Raw genomic sequence first — 19,423 nt, forward strand, 5'->3', positions numbered from 1 at the left:
AGGGCCGGCTTCGCAGCCGGCCCTTTTGATCTGTTGCGTGACGCCTAGAACGGGATTTCGTCGTCCAGGTCGGCCGAGAAGTCTTCCCGCGGGCCGGAGCTCTGGTTGCGCGAGCCGCCGCCGAATCCGCCGCCGCCGCCGCCGCCGCCGTAACCGCCGCCGCCACCGCCGCTGCCGCCACCGTAATCGCCGCCGTAGTCGCCACCGCCGCTGCGCTCGCCATCACCGCGGCCGTCGAGCATGGTCAGTTCACCGCGGAACTTCTGCAGGACGATTTCGGTCGAGTACTTTTCCTGGCCCGATTGGTCAGTCCACTTGCGGGTCTGGATCGCGCCCTCGATGTAGACCTTCGAGCCCTTGCGCAGATACTGCTCGGCCACCTTCACGAGGTTGTCGTTGAAGATCACGACTCGGTGCCACTCGGTCTTTTCCTTGCGCTCGCCCGAGCTCCGGTCGCGCCAGGTTTCCGACGTCGCAATGCGGAGGTTGGCGACCCGATCGCCCGAATTCAGGCTACGAATTTCAGGGTCGGCGCCGAGATTGCCGACCAGAATGACCTTGTTGACGCTGCCCGCCATGAGCTTGTCCCTTGCTTTCCGTGCTTGCGGGCTTTCGCCCAAGCGCGCGACGCTAGACGACCCGCTCGCACGGATCAACGTCGATGTTCTCTATCTGTTCACGACGTTAACGCTTAGTCCACAGCGATTTGGTCGCGGGCAGCGGCCTACTGCTCGGCCTGCTGCGGCATCGCGCCGGGGATCGCCAAGCGGCCATCGCCAGTACGCACCAGCGCCAGGTAGGGATGCTCTTCCAGCGAGGGAGCGGTGAAGATCCCGCGGCGGTCGATGAAGATGAAGCTGCCCTTGTAGGCTCCGGTGATCTCGCGGACCGAGCCGCCCATGCGCAGGAAGCGAACCCGCATGCTCTCGAGCTCGGCCGCGCAGTGTTCGAGCGTCGGAACGTCCGTCTTCAGCTTGTGGTACTTCAGTTCGCCGTCCGCCGTGCGGGTGACGTTCCAGCAGATCCCCTCCCCGCCCGGCGGCAAGGTGCGCTTGGAGCACGCCGCCAGCGCGACGATGGAAAGGCCAGCGACGAGGGCGAAGCGGAGCAGCATGGGGTCAGCCTATAGTCGCGATTGCGGCGGCGGCAGGGCGAATCCCTAGCCGATCGAAGAGATCGAGCAGTTCTGCGCCTGTTCGGCCAGCGGACGGAAGCTGCGATTGTCGCCCGACACCTCCACCTTGCCCGGCACCAGGCGCAGCGTCTGCTGCATCCAGCGGCCGTAGGTCGCTCCGCCGGGCCGCTCGCAGCGGCCAGCGAACAACGTCTGAACGCAGGCGTTGAGGGACAGCTCGTTGGGCAGTTTGCGCCAACCGCCATCGACATAACGCCAGCAGCTGCCCGCGGGGGCATTGGTCGCCGCCGGCGTCTGGGTCGGCGCGGCCGGCGTCGGATTGAGCGGTGTTACGGCCTCGGGCTGCGGCGGCAGCGGCGTCAGCATCGTGCCGGCCTGGTCAGCGGCGGCCAGATTGCCGGCCTCGTCGACACCGACGTCGAGCGCGCCGGTCGCCACGCCGTTGCGCTTCGCGCATTCGGCGAGGGTCATTTCGCCGACATACTGCCCGGCCACGAAACAACGCAGCGGCTTTGCCGGATCCAACCGGCCGTCGTCCGGCGCGCCCGTCTCAACGACCAGGCCACCCTGCGAGGCGGGCGGCGGCGCAGGCTTTTCACCCTTACCCTTGTTGACCATGACGCTCGCGATGATCACGCCGGCCAACAAGGCGAGCGCGCCGCCGACAAGGGCCAGAAGCGTGCGCCGATCTTTCAGGAATTCCATGCGCTCTCGCTAGACCGTGCGTGTGACGGTTTCAAGCGCGCGTCTGGTCAGCCGCCGGTCAGGCGGTTGAGGCCTGCCTGATAGTTCGCCAGTTGGTTCTTGAGATAGGCAGGCACTTCGCCAGTCGCCTTCTTCGTCTCGCTGGCGGGCTTCATGCCCTGTTCGAGGTCGCGGTAGGCGCCGCGCAGCACCGACATCGCCATGGTCAGCTTGTCGATGGCCGCCTTGATGTCTTCCTTGGTCGACAGAGACAAGTCGCGGGGCATCTTCAGCCCGTACATCGCCGAGCCTCCGTCGCCCGGGACCGTCTTGTCGTCCTTCATCACCGTGCTGCGGACGAAGCCCTCATGCAGGCCGAGCGCCTCGAGCGCGTCGAGCCCGCCCTTCCCGCCCAGAATCTCCAGGCTGGACCGGCTGTTCTGCGGCCGAATCTGCAGCTTGCGCACGTCGCCGTCAGACACGACCTCGGCTTTCACGCCGAACGACGTCGCACGTTGAATCTTCTTCGCCAGGGTATCGAGCGTGTCGGTCGCCTCGATCGTGATCGTCACGGCCGGGCCGCCGATCCGCCGTCGGATCTGGAAGGTGTCGCCCGGCCGCGCCGAGGTGGCCGAGGTGACGAGCTGGGAGTCCGAATAAGCGACCTTGCCGCTGGGTAGCCCGAGCCGGTCCAAAGCGCTGGCGCCTGCCGGATCCACTGCGATCGACGTCGGCGTCGTCATCTTCTCCGAACCGGTGAAGCGTTGCGACCAGGCGACCACGCCCGTGCCGATGTCGAGCCCAACCGCAAAGCCGTCGACCTTGCCGACGGCGTTGTCCATGCCCGGCAGATCGGTCTTGGTGGTGCCGGTCAGCCAGACCTTGCCGTCGGCGACCGTCATCGCCGTCGCGCGGTCGTCGCCGCTGCCGCCGTAGTAGGCGATGGCGTCGGCGCTCCCCGACAGGTCCATCGAAATCCGCGCCGCAAACGCGTCCACGCTGCCCGACGAAGGCCGGGTCGTGTTGGCGACGCCGAGAGTCGCGCCGGTCGATCCGGCGATCACGATATTGCCGCCGTCCATGGTGATGCCCGCGACCGAACCGCCGCCGAGCGTGCCGAGGCTGCGTGTCGCCGACAGCCCCGGCGCCTTCGGATCGGTCATGTCATAGCGACGAAGCTTGACCTCGCCGCCCTCGATCGAGGCGACCACGACATTGGTTCCATCGACGACCAGCCCGGCGGGCTTGTCCTCGCCGGAGGTGCCGAACTGGGTCGTCGACTTCAGGCGGCCTTCGGCGTCGAAGGCGCGCAGATAGTTGTCCCAGTTGCCGTTCGACGTCTGGCCGGGCATCGCGCCCTTGGTGCGGCCGAGCACGTAGAGCGATCCGTCGGCGCCGAAGGCGACGCTGGTGGCCTCGTCATCGTCGCGCGCGCCCATGCGCTGCGACCACATCTCGTCGCCGGCCGCGCTGAACACGGCCACGAAGCTGTCGGGCTTGGTCTCGTCGACGCCGTTGTCGGCCTTCAGGACCTTGGGGATGGTCTCCAAGGCGCCGTTGCCGATGGGCACCCCGCTGGCGGCGAAACCCCCGGTGACCGAGCCGGACACCGCGATCTGCCCGTCCGGACCGACCGCGAGGCCCAAGCCCGTCGCATCGGCCGACGCGCCGAGCGTGCGCGTGTAGACGAGCTTGCCGGCCGAATCGAACTTCATCAGCGCGACGTCGCCTGCGCCCTTGATCGTCTGGCCGTCGACGGTGTCGTTGACGTCGGCCAGCAGGTAGAGCGAGCCGTCCGGACCGGTGACGGTCTTGTGGACCTTCTCCACGCCCTCCGGCAGCGCGACGTTGAAGACCCGCCCCTCGACCCAGTTCACGTCGCCGGGACGGCGCACTGCGTCCGACGTCGTGCCGGTCTCGAACTTGATCAGTTCTTCGGTCAGCTTCGGCTCAGGCGTGACCGTGACCACCTTGCCGTCCTCGACCTTCGTGGTCTTGGCGGGTTTCGGGTCGCCGGCGGTCTGGGTGATGTAGACGGCCGGCGACGTCGTCGGCGCGGAAAATGTCAGGATCTCAGTCGTATCGCCCTGGATCTTCAGGGCGAACTTGTCCGGCTCGGTGCCCAGCTTGATCGTCCGGCCGTTGACCTCGGTGGTCTTCTCCGCGCCGGCGATCTTCTCGACCGCGAAGCGCGTGGAAAAGCCCGCCGAGCTGAGCTTGGTGTTGATGTACTTGACCACCTCGTTCATCGAACGGGTCGTCGAGCCCATCTCGGCGAGGTCGAAGTCGATCGTCGTCTCGACCTTGTTCGGCAGCCGGATCTTGACGCTGAACTTCATGTCCCCCTGGAACGCGTCGACCGCCTCGGTCGCCGTTCCCTGGTGCAGGGGCGAGGTCATGTACTTCGGCACCGTCTTCGGCACCCCGACCGTCCCCTTGGCCTTGTCGGCGACGTCGCCGTAAGTCAGCCGCAGCTTGTCGAAGTTCGCGTCGTCGATATAGCCCGACATCTCCGCCATGCCGCGCGTGAAGGCCGCCTGGATTCGCTTCAACTCGGCGGCGCTGGTGTCCTTGCCGTCGGCCTTCTTGGCCAACGCCTCGAGCGTCGACAGGCCCTGGTGGATCGCGAAGAGCTGCCGGTAGTCCTCGCTGGCGCCCTTCACGTCGAGCTGGGTCTGGTACTCGTCGATGAACTTGCGGCCCATCATGACGCTCTTGAGCATCTCGTCGGCCTTCGGGGCCGCGGACAGAGTGCTCCAAGGCGGAGTCGGGGCCTTCTTCACCGACGAGGCGACCGTCGTGGAGGTTCCGCCCACAGCGGCGCTCAAGCCGTTCTTGGCCTGATAGTACCCAAGCAACAGATTGGTATCGAGGCTGATCACCTAGGCCACCGACTCACGCAATTTCCCAACCGCAGATTGCGCCACAAGGGCTGACGAGGTGTTAAGGCCGCGGTCGCCCAGGCAAATAAAAGGCCCCGGAACCTAAGGGATCCGGGGCCGGGTACGCTCTCCTCAGACGGGCGTCAGCCCTTGAACAGCTGCAGGATCACCTGCGGCTGCGAGTTGGCGATCGAGAGCGCCTGGGCGCCCAGCTGTTGCTGGACCTGCAAGGCCTGCAGGCGGGCGCTTTCCTTGGCGATATCGGCGTCGACCAGGTTGCCGATCCCGGTCTCCAGCACGTCCTGCAGCTTCGAGACGAAGGTGACATGCTTTTCGATCTGCTTGGCCTGGGCGCCCATCTCGGCCAGCGCCGCGGTGACCTTGCCGATCGCCAGGTCGAGCGAGGCAAGCACCGACTTCGTGGAGCTGGTCGTGCCGGTCAGCGCCGTACCATCGAGATTGATGATCGATCCGGAGATCGTGAAGTCCTGCGGCGTCAGTGCGATGTAGCTGTCGCCGTCTGAGTTCGCGAGGAAGTTGAGGTTGGCGGTCAGCGAGCCGTTGAGCACCGAAACGCCGTCGAACTCGGCCGACGACGAGAACTGGCTGATCGCTTGCAGCAGCGTCTGGTATTCGTCGTCGAACGCCTTACGGGTCGAGGGCGAGGCCGAGTCTTCGGCGGCGCCGACGACCTTTTCCCGCATCTGGACGAGAATGTCGCTGATCTGCTGGCCGGCGCTCAAGGCGACGTCGGTGATAGAGGTCGCGCGGTCGAGGCTCATCTTCACGGCGCCGAGCGAGCTGAAGTCCGCCCGCTGCTTCTGCGCGATCGCGTAGACCGCGGCGTTGTCCTTGGCGCTCGAGACCCGCAGGCCGGTGTTGATCTTGTTCTGAACCTGCTCCAACTTTTCGTTGGTGGTGTTGAGGTTCTGGAGCGCGATCAGCGCCGACTTGTTCGTGTTAACGCTCATCGCCATGGCGCCAATCTCCTTCAGAGAACCCATGAATGACGCGCGACTCGCACGCCGAAACTATGGTTAACGCTAGGAAGCGTATGGTTTCCGAAAGATTAACGACGATGCGCCAATAGCCGCAGACCCGTTGTCCGGGCTGCGGTTGCGCCCTGTGGACAGGCGCGCGACAGAGCCCGCGATGCGGGCGCAGCGAAACTCAGGCCTGGGTCGCGATCACCGTTCCGGCCACGTAGGCCTCGGCGTCCCGCATACGCAGCACCTCTTCACGCGGCAATTGCAGCACCACCTCGCCGGTACGGCGGTCGATGGTCTTGTAGACGAAGCTGCCCGCCTGCCCCTCTTCGATCACCAGCCGCAGATCCGGCTCCGGCGACGGCGGCGCAACGGGCGCGGGCGCGACGACCGGCTTGGCGGCGATCTGGGTGGGTTCGATATCCGGTAGCGCCGCCACGACTGAGAGCTTGCTCTCCATGGTTCCATTCGCCCGAGGCTTGCGCCGTCCGACGACCCCAGTTGCGCGCAGACGGCGGAGAGGTCGCCCTCCCCGCCGCCGACGCAGGGCGCGACCGAAGCCGCGCCCCTTTTGGCCTTATCGGAACAGGCCGAGCAGAGTGCTCGACGACTGGTTGGCGATGCTGAGGGCCTGCACGCCAAGCTGCTGCTTGGTCTGCAGGGCTTGCAGCCGCGCGCTTTCCTTCGCCAGGTCGGCGTCGACCAGGTTGCCGACACCGGCGTCCAGGGTGTCCTGGAGCTTCATGACGTTGGTCATGTGGGTGTCGAGCGCCTTGGCGCCCGTGCCGAGCTTCGAGAGGGCCGAGGAGACGTCTTGGATGGCGTCTTCCACGTCCTTCACGTCCGCCGAACCCACGGTGCCGGTCAGCGAGCTCAGCGTCGCGGCGATCTTGGTGTTCGACTTCGACAGGTCCACGTGGGCGATGTCGATCGTCGCGGTGGCGTCGGCGTTGGCGATCGACTTGATGCTCGAGCTGTTGACCGTGGCCGCCGAGATCAGGTTGACGCCGTCGAAGGTGGCGTTGTTGGCGATCGTGTTGATCTGATCGCGCAGCGCCGTGTACTCGTCGCTGAGCGCCTGCTTCGAGGCGGACGACAGACCCGCTTCAGTCGCCGCCAGGACCTTTTCCTTCATCTGGACGAGAATGTCCGAGATGGCGGTGCCGGCCGACATAGCGACGTCAGCCACCGACTGGCCGCGTTGCAGCGACGAGACGACGGAGTTGAGCGAAGCCGATTCGGCGCGCTGATTCTGAGCGATGGCCCAGATGGCGCCGTTGTCCTTGGCCGACGAGATCTTCTGACCGGTGTTGATCCGGTTTTGGACGACGCCGAGCTCTTTGTTGGTGGTGTTGAGGTTCTGCAGGGCGATCATCGCGCCCTGGTTGGTATTAACCGAATTCATGGCCATACGCGTGGTTCCTTTTCTCGGAGACCGGCGTCGTTTTGACTGCCGGAGGCTTTTTGCCCGCCCCACACGAAGCAAGTGCGGGGCCACGCCAGCCAGCAAATATCTATTTGAATATATTGCGCTTTTCGCATTTACCCGGGGTAAACCACACCCCAGGGCCATGGAAACGCCCTGACCCGGCAATATTTGCCTGGCGACGCCGGCATTTTTTGCCGATCGGCAAATATCTTCCACCCGCCACACTAGCCCCAAATGCAAAGCGCCGGCCACGAGGGCCGGCGCTGAATTCGAGAGCGGCGTTAACGAGTTGCGGCGGTCAGGCTGCGGCCGGCGCGTCGGCGCGCTGGGACAGCGCCTGCATCATCATCTTGTTGATCTCGATGAGCGTGTCGAAGTTGTCCTCTCCCCGCATCACCTCGCTGGAATGACGCCCGACGAACAGGCTGAGCGAGATGATCCCGGCGCGAATCTGCGGCGGCAACTTGTTGTCAGGCTCGGAGCAGTCGCGCGCCAGCGTCGACCAGAGCCGCCGGTTCCAGTCGATGGCGTCGATCCGCACAGCAAAATCAGCGACCGGAGCCTCGGACGCCACGATCAGCGCCCGCGTCACCTGGCCGAACAGCCGGTACTCAGCGTCCTTAGGGGCCTCAGCCCGGCTCGCCGCCTGCTGGTAAGCTCGAAGCGACATTCCCCAACCTCTCGTCTTCGTACTCGATCAACTTCCGGCACAGCATGAGCGCCTTGTAGTACTCGCGCGCCATGGCGTGCTTTGAGATGGCCACGCACTCCGCCAGCACTTCCGGATTCCGGATCACGCTCATGAACTCGGTCAGACGTTCGGCGAACTCGTCGTAGTAACGACCAGCCCCCCCGTCATCGAGATACATCATCATCATCGGGAAATAGATGCGACGGGCCGGCGTGGCGGCGTCCTCGGGCTGCATGATGTCCTTCTCGCGAAGGACCGACGCCTTGTTCTGCAGGACCAGGGTCGTACGGCGATCGCCGTTCTGCACCACCGCGCCGTTGAGAACGAATTTCTCGCCGGGCTTCAGGGACAGTTTAAGCGGCATTCCTCAGTCTCCAATAGAGGCACGTCGCCCAACCCGCCTGCACTCGGCAGTCCGATTGGGCAAGGCTAGATGCGAGGGGTTAACCGGACCTTGCGACACCCCTGTCGCCCCAGAACATTAGCAGACCGTTAAGCATGTTTTTTCAAGATCGCAGCATGCGGGATGCTGGGACGGCGTAATGAGTGTGACTTCGAATCCAGGCGTCGCAGCTCGCGCCCCTTCCAAACCGTACGGCGGACTGGCCGGCGACTCGGCCTCAAGCGAGGCGGTTGGCCGACTGCAGAACGAGCTCGGCTCGCTCAAGGCCGCCCACGCAGCTCTGACACATCTGAAGCAGGCCCTCGGCCTCATTGCCGCAAAGGACTACGCGCGGGCTCGCGTCGCGGCGCAGAAGGCCGTCGACCGCAACCCGGCGCTCGTTCACGCTTGGCATCTGCTGGCGATCGCCCATGAGCACCTGGGCGACTGGCCCGCCGCCCTCCAGGCCTACGAGCGCGGCCTGGCGCTAGATCCGACAAACCCGCCGATCACCAACGACCTGGGCCGCCTCGCCTCCAAGATGGAGATGTATCCCCAGGCCGAGGCGCTGTTTCGCCACTACCTGTCGTTCCGGCCGTTCTCGGCCGAGAGCAGCAACAATCTCGCCAATGTCCTGCGCGAGCAGCTTCGCTACGACGAAGCGATCGAGGTCCTGAAGCCCGCCATCCAGGCCCACCCCGAGCGGGTCATGCTCTGGAACGCCCTCGGGGTCGTCCTCGAAGAGCGCGGCGAGGTGGAACAGGCCAATGTGTTCTACGCCGAGGCGGTGCGCCTCAATCCCCTCGACGGTCGGACCCGCTACAACCTCGCCAACACGCTATTCGCCCTGGGGCAGCGAGATGAAGCGATCGCCGAGTGCCGGCGGGCGATCGCCGATTCGCAGTCGCCGGACGACATCACCGGCATGCGCTTTGCTCTCGGGACGATGCTGCTGGGAGCGGGCGAACTGGCTGAGGGCTGGGACACCTACACCGCGCGGCTCGATCCGACCTATCGCGACCCCATTCAGTTCCTCACGCCCCGGCCGCGGTGGGAGCCCGGCGCCGACATCGCCGGACGACATCTGCTGCTGTTTGGCGAACAGGGCCTCGGCGACGAGATCCTGCTTGCGAACCCCATCGACGACGTCTTGGCCGCGCTCGGACCGAGCGGGCGACTGACCTTGGCGATCACCGACCGCCTCGCGCCGCTGTTCGAGCGGTCCTATCCCCATGTCAGGGTCGGTTCGCACGTCACCATCAAGCGCCTCGGAAGCAACGTCCGCAGCGCCCCGTTCGTCGAGGACTGGGCCGACGTCGATTTCTGGGCGCCGCTCGGCGAAGCCACCCGGCAGTTCCGCCGCAGCGTCGACGCCTTTCCCCGCCGTCCTGCAGGCTTCATGACGGCCGATCCGGAGCGGGTGCGTCACTGGCGCGGGGTGCTGGACGAGTTGCCTGGGCGCCGTGTCGGCCTGCTCTGGACCAGCATGCTGATCGACACGGCCCGCTACCGCTACTTCGCGCCTTTCGAGGCCTGGGAGCCGGTGCTTAGGACGCCGGGCGTCAGTTTCGTGAACCTGCAGTACGGCGACCAGAGCGAGAGCATCGCCCGCGCCAAGCACGACTTCGGCGTCGAGATCATCCAACTTCAAGGCATCGACCTGAAGAACGACCTCGACGACGTCGCGGCCTTGACCTGTGCGCTGGACCTGACGGTCGGCTTCTCAAACGCCAGCTTCAATCTGGCGGGAGCATGCGGGGCGCCGGCCTGGCTGCTCACCTCAAGCGACGCGTGGTCTCTCCTCGGGGCCGATCACTATCCCTGGTACAGTCAGGTGCGGGCCTTCTGGCCCGAGGCCACGTGCGATTGGGGATCGCTGATGAGAGATCTGGCCGAAGCGCTGGCCGATCATGTCGACGCCTCGGGCGTCGCCCTCACTCGCGCGGAGGCCTGACCATGGCGATTTTCGACGAAGGTCCCGTCGGCGACGCCGCCGCCCCGGAGAAGCTCGCCCGCCTGAGTGCTGAGATCGCGTCGGCCAAGGCGACCCGGGAAGCGCTGAAGTCCCTGCGCGTCGCCCTGGAGCACGCCGACCAAGATCGCTTTGCAGAGGCCTGCACAGCCGCCGAAGAGGCGCTGACCCACGACCCGAGCCTGGTGCTGGGCTGGCACCTGCTCGGCATCGGTCGCGACAAGCTCAATCAGCGGGCGCCGGCGCTCGACGCCTATGAACGCGCCCTGTCGCTGTCGCCGGCCGATCCGGACATCGCCCATGACCTGGGCCGGCTCGCCTTCAAGATGGACATGCTGCCTCAGGCCGAGGTGCTGTTCCGTCACTGCCTGAGCTTCAAGCTGGGCGCGCGCGAGCCGTCCAACAACCTGGGCGCGCTGCTCCGTCGCCAAATGCGGTTCGACGAGGCCATCGACGTCGTGCGCGTGGCGCTGATGGCCGAGCCGGAGTCGGCCATGCTGTGGCTGACCCTCGGCACGATCGTGGGCGACAAGGGCGACATCGATCAGGCCGAGATCTTCTACAGCGAGGCGCTACGCCTCGAGCCCGATTACGCCAAGGCGCACTACAACCTTTCCAACATCCTCTTCACCAAGCGCCGGCACGAGGAGGCGCTGAGCCATTGCCGACGCGCCATAGAACTGTCCGATGTCCCCCAGGACACCTCGATGATGCGCTTTGCGCTCTCCACCATGCTGTTGGCGCGGAGCGAGTTGACTGAAGGCTGGTCCTACTACGACGCGCGGCTTGAGCCGACCTATGCCGAGCCGATCCACTTCATCGTGGAGCGGCCGCGGTGGGCTCCCGGAACGGATATTGCCGGTCGTCACCTGATGCTGTTCGGCGAGCAAGGCCTGGGCGACGAAATCCTCTTCGCCAACCTGCTCGACGACGTCCTGGCCGAACTCGGCCCCGAAGGCCGCCTGACGGTGGCTGTCACCGACCGGCTGCTGCCCCTGTTCCAACGCAGCTATCCAAACGTCCGCTTCGGAGCCCATGTCACGCTGAAGGGCGACGGTCGCGCCTTCCGCGGCGCCCCGTTCATCAAGGACTGGGATGAGATCGACTTCTGGGCGCCGCTGGGGGCGATGCTCAAGACGCATCGCGCCGCGCTCTCACAATTTCCTGCCCGCCCGTCGGGCTACATGAAGCCTGATCCCGCACGCGTGCAGCATTGGCGCGACAAGCTGGCGACACTCCCCGGCCTCAAGGTCGGGGTGCTCTGGACCAGCCTGGTCATCGACTCCAGCCGCCACCTCTACTTCGCCCCGTTCGACAACTGGCGGGCCGTGCTGCAGACGCCGGGCGTGACCTTCGTCAACCTTCAGTACGGCGACCAGTCTCAAGCCATCGCTCATGCGCGAGAAGCCTTCGGCGTTGAGATGCACCAGCCGTCGGGCATCGACCTGCGCAACGACCTCGACGACGTCGCTGCGCTTTCGGCGGCGTTGGATCTGGTCGTCGGCTTCTCCAACGCCACCTTCAACCTGGCGGCCGCCAGCGGCGCGCCGGCCTGGCTGATCGCTGTGGAGTCCGCCTGGACCCGGCTCGGGACCGACCACTATCCCTGGTACAGTCAGGTTCGCGCCTACTCGCCGGAGAATCCCGGCGACTGGACCTCGGTCATGGCCGAGATCGCGGCCGACCTCTCCGAGGCCGCAAACGGTGGAACGCGAGTCGTCGCGGCGGGTTGATCCGACGATGCGTCCGCCGCGGGCGCCTGAAGTCAGGAGAGCGATCATGCCGGGTCTGCGAGAAGACGACGGCTACGACGACCAGGACAACGCCGAGACGTTCGACGAAGCCAACCTCGATGATCGCGAGCAGGTCGGCGAGATGCGGACCTTCGAAGAGATGCCCGATCTGTTCGACGCCACCCAGGCCGAAGGCGATCGCGACGACGACGAAGCCGAGGCCTATGACGCCGCCGACTTCGACGAGAACGAGTTCGACGACGACACCCTGGAAGAGGATCACGAGCTCGACTACCGCGCCTCCGCCGAGGATTTCGACGACGATGAGAACGAATTCGACGAGGACGAGGTCGATTCCGATTCGATAGAGGGCCTCGAAGAAGTCGCCGACGCGGACCTTGTCGCGGGCGGCGAGGACGACTTCACCAATTTTCAGTCCAAGGCGGTCAGCGACGAGGATCTGCGCCTTATGGGCTACGCAGCGGCCGGTAAGTCAGACGCCAGCGACGAAAGAGCGTTGGAAATCGGCCTCGAGGACAGCTTTCCCGCGTCTGATCCCGTTTCGGTCACAAACCCCCGACGCTAGGGAAGGCCCGCGACCTTTTGCGACAAACGCCGCGGAACAGCGCTCAATCAGCTTGAATGTCCCGCTTGGGTCTTTAGTTTGCACCCAGGTTGAAACATTTGTTCGAAAGCGGGCGCCATACTCGCCCGTCCCAGGGAGCGCGAATGAGCCAGCGTTTTGAAGGCACCGACAATTACGTCGCCACCGAGGACCTGAAGGTCGCAGTCAACGCGGCTGTCGCGCTGGAACGGCCCCTGCTGATCAAGGGCGAACCGGGCACCGGTAAGACCGTGCTGGCCTATGAGATCGCCAAGGCGCTCGACGCCGAGCTGATCACGTGGCACATCAAGTCCACCACCAAGGCCCAGCAGGGCCTTTACGAATACGACGCGGTCAGCCGCCTGCGCGACAGCCAACTCGGCGATGAACGCGTCAAGGACGTCCGCAACTACATCAAGAAGGGCAAGCTCTGGGAGGCCTTCACCTCCGACAAGCGCCCGATCCTGCTGATCGACGAGATCGACAAGGCCGACATCGAATTCCCGAACGACCTCCTGCAGGAGCTCGATCGGATGGAATTCTACGTCTACGAGACCAATGAGACGATCAAGGCCGTGGTCCGTCCGATCGTGATCATCACCTCGAACAACGAGAAGGAACTGCCGGACGCATTCCTGCGCCGCTGCTTCTTCCACTACATCCGCTTCCCCGACGCCGACACGATGAACGAGATCGTCGAGGTCCACTATCCGGGCATCAAGCAGAAGCTCGTCGCCGAGGCGCTGCGCATCTTCTACGACATGCGCAAGGTGCCGGGCCTCAAGAAGAAGCCGTCGACGTCGGAACTGCTCGATTGGCTAAAGCTGCTGATGGTCGAGGACATCGACGAGAATGCGCTGAAGGAAAAGGATCCGACCAAGCTGATCCCGCCCCTCCATGGCGCGCTGCTGAAGAACGAACAGGACGTCCACCTGTTCGAGCGCCTGGCCTTCCTTGCTCGCCGCGAAGGCGCTGGGAGCCGCCCCGGCCAACAATAGGCTTACGGCGAATTCACTCGACGTTTCAAAGCGCTCCGGTCACCGTCGCCATGACATGACCGGAGCGTTTTTCGTATGAAGGCTGCACTTCTCCTCGTCGCATCGGCGCTGACGCTCGCGGCCTGCAACCGCGAGCCGCCGCGCGCGGTGGCCAAGCTCGACTGCCCGAGCACCGAGGGCGAACTGACCCGGATCAGCATCGCCGCCGACGGCAAGTCTTGCGCCTACCGCTCATCCGACGGCGCGGAGGTCAGTCTCGAACTCACGCAGATCGCCGACACGCCGCAACAGACCCTCGCCAGGATCGAAGCCGAGCTGCGCAGCACGCCCGGGCCGATGACTCCCGAGGCCGAGGCCGCCCAGGCCGAAGCCGGCGCCAAGATCGCCACGGCCGCAGCCATGAAGGCGAATGTCGGGGCGATGGCCGCCGAGGTGGCGCGTGTTCATGCCGAAGCCGCCGCAGACGCCGGCCTATCGGTGTCATCCAGCAAGCTCGACGACGCCGGGAGCAACCGCATTGATCTGCCGGGGGTCCACGTGTCCGAGTCAGGCGACAGCGCCAATGTCCGCATTGGCCCGCTGCGCGTCGACGCGGACGGCGAAGACACCACCGTCAACATCTATCGCGACGTCCGGATGCGGGGCGAAGCGCTCTCACGCGAGAAGCGCGGCTTGCGCGCCACCTTCATCTACACCGGCAAGGACCTGCCGGCAGGCTACCGTTACGTCGGCTTCGAGGCCGGCGGGCCGAAGAGCGGCCCGCTGACCGTGGCCAAGGTCCGCTCCAAGCTCGACACCGAGTCCGGCGACAAAATTTATCACGACGTCCAGGAGTTGGTGCGCCGCAACGGCGGCGTCTAGCCCGCGGCCTGAACCTCGACGACCTTATAGGTCAGCGGCCGGCCGTCCTCGTCCGTGACGGTCACGTACTCGCCGACCGCGAAGCGATGCTCGCCCAGGCGATGCACCGGCTCGTCATCCGACGTATCCTCGTCGTCGTAGTCGAAGAACCAACGCGTGCCACGGCGCGACAGTCGGCCGTCAGCCGCGTCCTCGTCGGGGGCGAAGCGGCGCACCACGCATTCCGAGCGCGCCTTGGCGTAGGCGTCGGCGTCGAGCAGGCCGTCCGGCGTCAGCGGCGCGGTCAGGGCGTAGCCTCGGTGATCGTCGCCGCCGGCGAACTCGGTGCCGGGATTGCGGGCGAGCCGCATCACGATACGCGACAGGGTCATGTCCTGAACCTCTAGCTCTAGTGGGATAGGAAGAGTGACGGCTGGTCGGCCGACAGCAGGGTGCGGGTGGTGCCGCCGAAGATGAACTCCTGCAGCCGCGGATGCCCGAAGGCGCCGGCGACGAGAATCCCTGCCCCGGCCTTGCTCGCCGCGTACAGGAGCAGCGGCGCGGCGTCGCCGCTATCGGGCAGGATGTCGACCTCCGCCTTCACGCCGCGGGCGGCGTAGTAGGCCTGCAGCCGTTGCGGGTCGAAGCTGCGCGAGGTCGCCTTCGGCGCCGCAAGGATCACGACGTGCTTCGACTTCTCCAGCAGCGGCATGGCCAGGCGCGCGGCGCGCGAGGCCTCCTTGCCGCCGTCCCAAGCCACGGCGACCGGGCCGCCGACGGAAAAGCCGTCGCGGGCCACCAGCACCGGCCGCTGCTCGTCGGCGACCATCTGCTGGAACGCCTCGGCCAGCGGCCCGCGGCCGCGGGCGGAATCGTTGTTGAACACCACCACGTCCGACAACCGGCTCTCGGCCGAGAGGCCGGCCCAGACCGGCGTCTGCAGGGCGATGAACTGTCCCTTGGCGTACGGCGTTGCAGCCATGGCGGCCCGGGCGTTCTTTTCGCCGGCGACGGCGGCTTCCTTCAGGGATTCCAGCGCGGTCGTCTGGACCCCGCCAAGAAAGCCCTCGCCCATCCAGGGCATCACGTCGGCGACGTCGGCCGGGGTGTAGACCCCCGCCATCTCGGCGCCGAACGGTTCGGCGAGTTTGGCCGCGGCCGCTATCACGGCCTTGTCGCCTTCGCCTCCCGACAACGGCGCCATGATCCTAGCCCAGCTCATCGCAGTTCCTTTCTCGCCCCGGCTTGCCGCCCATCTGGAGCCTCCATCGCACGCCGCGCATTGATCTTTGGCAAGTCCTGCGTCAGTTCACGACCTTGACCATGGAAGGAACGCATCGGTGAGCAAAGGGCTGCGTACATCGCGCAAGGAACCGCGCGCCTGGCAGCGGATGCTTTCGGGGCGCCGGCTCGACCTGCTGGACCCCTCGCCGATGGACATCGAGGTCGAGGACATCGCCCACGGTTTGGCCCGCGTCGCGCGGTGGAACGGGCAGACCACCGGCGAGCACGCCTTCTCGGTCGCCCAGCACTCGGTGGTGGTCGAGGAGATCTGCGCGCACATCCAGCCGGACCTCGATCCGCGCTGGCGGTTGGCGGCGTTGCTGCACGATGCGTCGGAGTACGTGATCGGGGACATGATCAGCCCGTTCAAGGCGGCGCTGGGGGTGGATTATAAGAAATTCGAGGAGCGGCTGGAAACGGCGATCCACGTCCGCTTCGGCATCCCCGCCAAGGCCCCGGTCGCGATCAAGAAGCTGATCAAGCAGGCCGACCGCGCCTGCGCCTTCTTCGAGGCCACCCAGCTGGCCGGCTTCAGCCACAAGGAGGCGCTGGAGTTCTTCGGCGCCCCGCCGGCCGGCTACGCGCTCATCATCGACCCCCTGCCCCCGGCGCAGGCGCAAAGCCGTTACATTCAGCGTTACAATGTACTCTCCGAGGCGGCGGGATTCGCCTCCGCCTCAGCCGACGCCGCCTTCGACACCGAGTAGCGCCATGACCCTGATTGTCTGCGGACTGGCCGAGGTGCCCGCGCTCATCGCGGCCCGCGCCCCGTCGCACATGATCACCCTGCTGGACGCCGCCAGCATGATCGACACCCCGGCCGGCCTGCCCGCCGAGCGCCACCTGCGGCTGTCGGTCAACGACATCGCCGAGCCGATGGACGGCCTGATCCTGCCCAGCGCCGACCTCGTCCACCAGCTGCTGGCCTTCGGCCGCGCCTGGGACGCCCACGCCCCGATGATCGTCCACTGCTGGGCCGGGATCAGCCGCTCCAGCGCCAGCGCCTTCATCCTGGCCTGCGACCGCAACCCCGCCGCCGACGAGCACCTGATCGCCATGCGCATGCGGCGCGCCGCCAAGCACGCCTACCCCAACCGCAAGATCATCGCCCTGGCCGACGACATCCTCTCCCGCCGCGGCCGCATGGTCGACGCCGTCGAGGCGATGGGCGACTACGAATACGGCGGCTACGGCGTGCCCTTCGACTTCGCGGCCGCCCACTGATGGCGCAGGCGCCGGTCGTCATCGGACTGTCGGCCGTGGTCGTGGCCGTGCGCGACGGCGACGCCGTGGTGCTGACCGTGCGCCGCGAAGGCCAGCTGGCCAGCCTGCCCTTCGGCCCCTTCGACCCCGACGCCCACCGCACCTTCGAGCTGGCCCTGCGCGCCTTCGTGACCGCCCAGACCCGCTTCGACCTCGGCTATGTCGAGCAGCTCTACACCTTCGGCGACCGCGGCCGCGACGCGCCGCTGGCCGACATGGGGCAAGGCTCCAGCGCCGCGCGCGTGCTCTCGGTCGGCTACCTGGCCCTGACCCCGACCCCGGTCGACACCACGGGCCCCGACACCGCCTGGGCCGACTGGTCGCGGTTCTTCCCCTACGAGGACTGGCGCGAGGGCCGCCCCGAAGCCCTCGACGCGCTCGAGCCGGCGCTGCGCCGCTGGGCCGGCGGGCGCATCGAGAAGCTGGCCCGCGCGCGGCTGGCCTTCGCGCTGGACGGCGCGCCCTGGAACGAGGAGCGGGTGCTGGAGCGCTACGAGCTGCTCTACGAGGCGGGCCTGGCCCCCGAGGCCGCCCGCGACCGGGCCGAGGCGCCCGGCGCCCCGTCCGAAGCCCTGGCCGCGGCGCTCGGCGAGCCGATGGCCTCCGACCACCGGCGGATCCTGGCCACCGCCCTCTCCCGCCTCCGCGGCAAGCTGAAGTACCGCCCGGTGGTGTTCGAGCTGATGCCCGACGCCTTCACGCTCTCGGCCCTGCAGCGGGCGGTGGAGGCGATCGCCGGCGTGCCGCTGCACAAGCAGAACTTCCGCCGCGCCCTGGAGCGGGCCGAACTGGTCGAGGGCCTGGGCCGGGTCGACTCCGAGACCGGCGGCCGCCCCGCCGAACTGTTCCGCTTCCGGCGCGAGGCGCTGAGCGCCCGGCCGGTTTCGGGCCTGGCCCTGCCGCTGCTGCGCGACTAGCGCGCCGCTTGCGTGGGATGGCGCGGTCTAGGCCGCCCGCATCCGGCCCCGATTGGAAGTCTCAGCGGATGGGCGAGTGAGCGGGAAAGTAGGTCGGTAGCGAAGTCGGCGCGCCATTCACTGGCGGCCCACCGTCTGCGTTACACCAGCTTCCCAGCGTCTCTCCCGTGTTGGCGTCGGCCACAAGGTTCACGACCAAACAGCCGCCGTGGACGAACTCTGGGAAACGCTCTGGCTGGGCGACGACATGCATCCCAGCGGGCGCCCTGGTCCAAGGGCTGGGCGTTCGGACATAAACGCCGAGCCAAACGTCGAGCGGAGCTGCAAGAGTGAAGGAGCCAGACGTGGTGAAGGGAAGATCCTCGTCGTTCCGGATTGTCGCCCGCATGAAGTAGCGGACGTATTGATCCTTGCGGAGACGCCGGTCGGGCAGCACCGCGCGGGTGTCCGAAACTTCTGCGGTTGCGCGCGCTCCTGCCGACGCGGGATCAGCCAAAGCCAGAACTATCGCGAGTAGCGGCGCCATAGGCACAGAATGTCAGGCCGAGCGCGCCCTAACCACCCCTGCTGCTGATCGCAGCCATGCCCTTTCCGGCCGATCTGATACACGTCCCTTAACGGCGGCAACGACGTCTGCGACCGCAGCGACGAATTGCGGGACTCCGCTTTGCGGTGGGTGAATGAGTGAGCAGAATGTGGATCTAGTGCTTGGGGGAGCGTTCCCGCACGAAGGTCATCTGCATGGTCCGTTGGTTTGGTTCAGCGAGCTTGTCGGCGGCCACCCGCGTCAGCACGAGGTGCTCGGTCCTAAAGTCGACCGTTCCTTCCCCAACCGGCCGCGCGCCGCATGCTATGCTTCGCCTGACTGAAATCTGAGTCGACTCGTGCCGAGCGAAACCCTGCGATCCCTGATTGGCGTGAGGTTCACCGAGCGGCCCTTCCGCGCGTATGCGCTCGCCATTGGCCAGGCGACGCTAGCTTGGAACGACATGCATGAGCACCTAGGCCGCCTATACGGCATCGTCCTGACGCGCGGCGTGCGCACGGCTCAGTTGGAAGAATGGCAACGCTCGCGCGTTGATAGGCAGAAGCGGAACTGGCTTGGCAAGGCCGTGAATGAAATGGTGCCTGAACCGCCGGGCTGGACCGAAGAGCTTCGCCTCTATGTTCCTTGGTTGCTTCGCGAGATCGGCGACATCGAGGATCGCCGGAACAACGCCGTCCACGTCCCACTCCACCTTGTCGCCGATGTCGATGCCCTACCTGTCCAGGACCGCGCGCACTTCCTCAAGGCTGGCGAAGTGCGCGCCCACACCTGGGCCCACAACACGCGGGCTAAGATGATTGCCGAGAAAACTCTGCTCGCCGAATACCGCGCCTGCCGCGACGCCGCCGTCGACGTGCGCGACTACATCCGCCTCATCGGCAACTGCGTCGAGCAACGCCGCCGCCTACAACAGAACGTGGCCTGGCCCAGGATCCCCCGTCGGCTCCTCGCTCGGGCGCCTGACAGCATCCGAGAACACCAGGATCGCACCGCATGGCCGGCTTGGGCACTGAAGCGGCTGCGGGAGAGTAGGAGCCAAGATCCGGGCGGATAAGGCGAAATACGGCGAGCAGGCT

General features: G+C 66.4%; 20 protein-coding genes. 9 read left to right on the forward strand and 11 right to left on the reverse strand.

From position 1 onward, the window contains the following. Nucleotides 1-44: 44 nt before the first annotated feature. The 9 genes from ssb to flbT all read right to left on the reverse strand — a co-directional run bounded on the left by ssb (nucleotide 45) and on the right by flbT (nucleotide 8,171). Complete coding sequence (gene ssb, locus ACSQ2H_RS12105; RefSeq protein ID WP_436061636.1) at nucleotides 45-578, reverse strand: single-stranded DNA-binding protein; 534 nt, start codon at nucleotides 576-578, stop codon at nucleotides 45-47. A 146-nt stretch (nucleotides 579-724) separates the two neighbouring features. Further along, nucleotides 725-1,114, reverse strand: coding sequence for a hypothetical protein (locus ACSQ2H_RS12110; protein ID WP_436061637.1), 390 nt, complete (start codon nucleotides 1,112-1,114; stop codon nucleotides 725-727). Nucleotides 1,115-1,159: 45 nt separating this feature from the next. Continuing rightward, the gene (locus ACSQ2H_RS12115; protein ID WP_436061638.1) at nucleotides 1,160-1,840 is read right to left on the reverse strand and encodes a hypothetical protein; all 681 of its coding nucleotides are present in this window, start codon (nucleotides 1,838-1,840) and stop codon (nucleotides 1,160-1,162) included. A gap of 47 nt (nucleotides 1,841-1,887) precedes the next feature. Next, nucleotides 1,888-4,701: a hypothetical protein gene (locus ACSQ2H_RS12120; protein ID WP_436061639.1), complete on the reverse strand. Its 2,814-nt coding sequence runs from the start codon at nucleotides 4,699-4,701 to the stop codon at nucleotides 1,888-1,890. A gap of 143 nt (nucleotides 4,702-4,844) precedes the next feature. Beyond that, nucleotides 4,845-5,678: a flagellin gene (locus tag ACSQ2H_RS12125; RefSeq protein ID WP_436061640.1), complete on the reverse strand. Its 834-nt coding sequence runs from the start codon at nucleotides 5,676-5,678 to the stop codon at nucleotides 4,845-4,847. Nucleotides 5,679-5,871: 193 nt separating this feature from the next. After that, on the reverse strand, nucleotides 5,872-6,147 hold the full coding sequence (locus tag ACSQ2H_RS12130) for a flagellar protein FlaG (protein WP_436061641.1): 276 nt from the start codon (nucleotides 6,145-6,147) through the stop codon (nucleotides 5,872-5,874). A gap of 117 nt (nucleotides 6,148-6,264) precedes the next feature. Next, nucleotides 6,265-7,098, reverse strand: a complete 834-nt coding sequence (locus tag ACSQ2H_RS12135) for a flagellin (protein ID WP_436061642.1) — start codon at nucleotides 7,096-7,098, stop codon at nucleotides 6,265-6,267. Nucleotides 7,099-7,414: 316 nt separating this feature from the next. Beyond that, a complete protein-coding gene (gene flaF, locus ACSQ2H_RS12140) occupies nucleotides 7,415-7,786 on the reverse strand; it encodes a flagellar biosynthesis regulator FlaF (RefSeq protein ID WP_436061643.1) in 372 nt (123 codons plus the stop codon). Next, complete coding sequence (gene flbT, locus ACSQ2H_RS12145; protein WP_436061644.1) at nucleotides 7,746-8,171, reverse strand: flagellar biosynthesis repressor FlbT; 426 nt, start codon at nucleotides 8,169-8,171, stop codon at nucleotides 7,746-7,748. The genes flaF and flbT overlap by 41 nt, the downstream gene beginning before the upstream one ends. A gap of 178 nt (nucleotides 8,172-8,349) precedes the next feature. On the opposite strand from flbT, the gene ACSQ2H_RS12150 reads away from it, so the two are divergent. The 5 genes from ACSQ2H_RS12150 to ACSQ2H_RS12170 all read left to right on the forward strand — a co-directional run bounded on the left by ACSQ2H_RS12150 (nucleotide 8,350) and on the right by ACSQ2H_RS12170 (nucleotide 14,357). Next, a complete protein-coding gene (locus ACSQ2H_RS12150; RefSeq protein WP_436061645.1) occupies nucleotides 8,350-10,143 on the forward strand; it encodes a tetratricopeptide repeat protein in 1,794 nt (597 codons plus the stop codon). A gap of 2 nt (nucleotides 10,144-10,145) precedes the next feature. Continuing rightward, a complete protein-coding gene (locus ACSQ2H_RS12155) occupies nucleotides 10,146-11,894 on the forward strand; it encodes a tetratricopeptide repeat protein (protein WP_436061646.1) in 1,749 nt (582 codons plus the stop codon). Between the two features lie 46 nt (nucleotides 11,895-11,940). After that, a complete protein-coding gene (locus ACSQ2H_RS12160) occupies nucleotides 11,941-12,480 on the forward strand; it encodes a hypothetical protein (RefSeq protein ID WP_436061647.1) in 540 nt (179 codons plus the stop codon). A gap of 143 nt (nucleotides 12,481-12,623) precedes the next feature. After that, entirely contained in the window at nucleotides 12,624-13,496 is an 873-nt protein-coding gene (locus tag ACSQ2H_RS12165) for an AAA family ATPase (RefSeq protein WP_183769737.1), read from the forward strand. A 75-nt stretch (nucleotides 13,497-13,571) separates the two neighbouring features. Further along, entirely contained in the window at nucleotides 13,572-14,357 is a 786-nt protein-coding gene (locus tag ACSQ2H_RS12170; protein ID WP_436061648.1) for a hypothetical protein, read from the forward strand. On the opposite strand, the gene ACSQ2H_RS12175 is transcribed toward ACSQ2H_RS12170, so the two are convergent. Further along, the gene (locus ACSQ2H_RS12175) at nucleotides 14,354-14,728 is read right to left on the reverse strand and encodes a hypothetical protein (RefSeq protein WP_436061649.1); all 375 of its coding nucleotides are present in this window, start codon (nucleotides 14,726-14,728) and stop codon (nucleotides 14,354-14,356) included. The genes ACSQ2H_RS12170 and ACSQ2H_RS12175 overlap by 4 nt on opposite strands. A 17-nt stretch (nucleotides 14,729-14,745) precedes the next feature. Continuing rightward, nucleotides 14,746-15,558 carry a universal stress protein gene (locus ACSQ2H_RS12180; protein ID WP_436061650.1) on the reverse strand — a complete coding sequence of 271 codons (813 nt, stop codon included), beginning with the start codon at nucleotides 15,556-15,558 and terminating at the stop codon, nucleotides 14,746-14,748. Between the two features lie 118 nt (nucleotides 15,559-15,676). Here ACSQ2H_RS12180 and ACSQ2H_RS12185 point away from each other — a divergent pair, with 118 nt between their 5' ends. The 4 genes from ACSQ2H_RS12185 (at nucleotide 15,677) to ACSQ2H_RS12200 (ending at nucleotide 19,401) form a co-directional block, all read left to right on the forward strand. After that, a complete protein-coding gene (locus ACSQ2H_RS12185; protein ID WP_436061651.1) occupies nucleotides 15,677-16,327 on the forward strand; it encodes a YfbR-like 5'-deoxynucleotidase in 651 nt (216 codons plus the stop codon). A 4-nt stretch (nucleotides 16,328-16,331) separates the two neighbouring features. Beyond that, a complete protein-coding gene (locus ACSQ2H_RS12190) occupies nucleotides 16,332-16,844 on the forward strand; it encodes a tyrosine phosphatase family protein (RefSeq protein WP_436061652.1) in 513 nt (170 codons plus the stop codon). Further along, complete coding sequence (locus ACSQ2H_RS12195; protein ID WP_436061653.1) at nucleotides 16,844-17,800, forward strand: NUDIX hydrolase; 957 nt, start codon at nucleotides 16,844-16,846, stop codon at nucleotides 17,798-17,800. The genes ACSQ2H_RS12190 and ACSQ2H_RS12195 overlap by 1 nt, the downstream gene beginning before the upstream one ends. Before the next feature lie 884 nt (nucleotides 17,801-18,684). Beyond that, nucleotides 18,685-19,401, forward strand: a complete 717-nt coding sequence (locus ACSQ2H_RS12200) for a hypothetical protein (protein ID WP_436061654.1) — start codon at nucleotides 18,685-18,687, stop codon at nucleotides 19,399-19,401. The last annotated feature ends 22 nt before the right edge of the window (nucleotides 19,402-19,423 follow it).

Origin of the sequence: Phenylobacterium sp. LjRoot97, assembly GCF_964254345.1 — a bacterium.
In the GTDB taxonomy this organism is placed as follows: domain Bacteria; phylum Pseudomonadota; class Alphaproteobacteria; order Caulobacterales; family Caulobacteraceae; genus Phenylobacterium.

Bases quoted from the DNA above. Each gene is read 5' to 3' on its own strand.
- ssb (WP_436061636.1), bottom strand. From the start codon at position 578: ATGGCGGGCAGCGTCAACAAGGTCATTCTGGTCGGCAATCTCGGCGCC.
- ACSQ2H_RS12110 (WP_436061637.1), bottom strand. From the start codon at position 1,114: ATGCTGCTCCGCTTCGCCCTCGTCGCTGGCCTTTCCATCGTCGCGCTG.
- ACSQ2H_RS12115 (WP_436061638.1), bottom strand. From the start codon at position 1,840: ATGGAATTCCTGAAAGATCGGCGCACGCTTCTGGCCCTTGTCGGCGGC.
- ACSQ2H_RS12125 (WP_436061640.1), bottom strand. From the start codon at position 5,678: ATGGCGATGAGCGTTAACACGAACAAGTCGGCGCTGATCGCGCTCCAG.
- ACSQ2H_RS12130 (WP_436061641.1), bottom strand. From the start codon at position 6,147: ATGGAGAGCAAGCTCTCAGTCGTGGCGGCGCTACCGGATATCGAACCC.
- ACSQ2H_RS12135 (WP_436061642.1), bottom strand. From the start codon at position 7,098: ATGGCCATGAATTCGGTTAATACCAACCAGGGCGCGATGATCGCCCTG.
- flaF (WP_436061643.1), bottom strand. From the start codon at position 7,786: ATGTCGCTTCGAGCTTACCAGCAGGCGGCGAGCCGGGCTGAGGCCCCT.
- flbT (WP_436061644.1), bottom strand. From the start codon at position 8,171: ATGCCGCTTAAACTGTCCCTGAAGCCCGGCGAGAAATTCGTTCTCAAC.
- ACSQ2H_RS12150 (WP_436061645.1), top strand. From the start codon at position 8,350: ATGAGTGTGACTTCGAATCCAGGCGTCGCAGCTCGCGCCCCTTCCAAA.
- ACSQ2H_RS12155 (WP_436061646.1), top strand. From the start codon at position 10,146: ATGGCGATTTTCGACGAAGGTCCCGTCGGCGACGCCGCCGCCCCGGAG.
- ACSQ2H_RS12160 (WP_436061647.1), top strand. From the start codon at position 11,941: ATGCCGGGTCTGCGAGAAGACGACGGCTACGACGACCAGGACAACGCC.
- ACSQ2H_RS12165 (WP_183769737.1), top strand. From the start codon at position 12,624: ATGAGCCAGCGTTTTGAAGGCACCGACAATTACGTCGCCACCGAGGAC.
- ACSQ2H_RS12170 (WP_436061648.1), top strand. From the start codon at position 13,572: ATGAAGGCTGCACTTCTCCTCGTCGCATCGGCGCTGACGCTCGCGGCC.
- ACSQ2H_RS12175 (WP_436061649.1), bottom strand. From the start codon at position 14,728: ATGACCCTGTCGCGTATCGTGATGCGGCTCGCCCGCAATCCCGGCACC.
- ACSQ2H_RS12180 (WP_436061650.1), bottom strand. From the start codon at position 15,558: ATGAGCTGGGCTAGGATCATGGCGCCGTTGTCGGGAGGCGAAGGCGAC.
- ACSQ2H_RS12190 (WP_436061652.1), top strand. From the start codon at position 16,332: ATGACCCTGATTGTCTGCGGACTGGCCGAGGTGCCCGCGCTCATCGCG.
- ACSQ2H_RS12195 (WP_436061653.1), top strand. From the start codon at position 16,844: ATGGCGCAGGCGCCGGTCGTCATCGGACTGTCGGCCGTGGTCGTGGCC.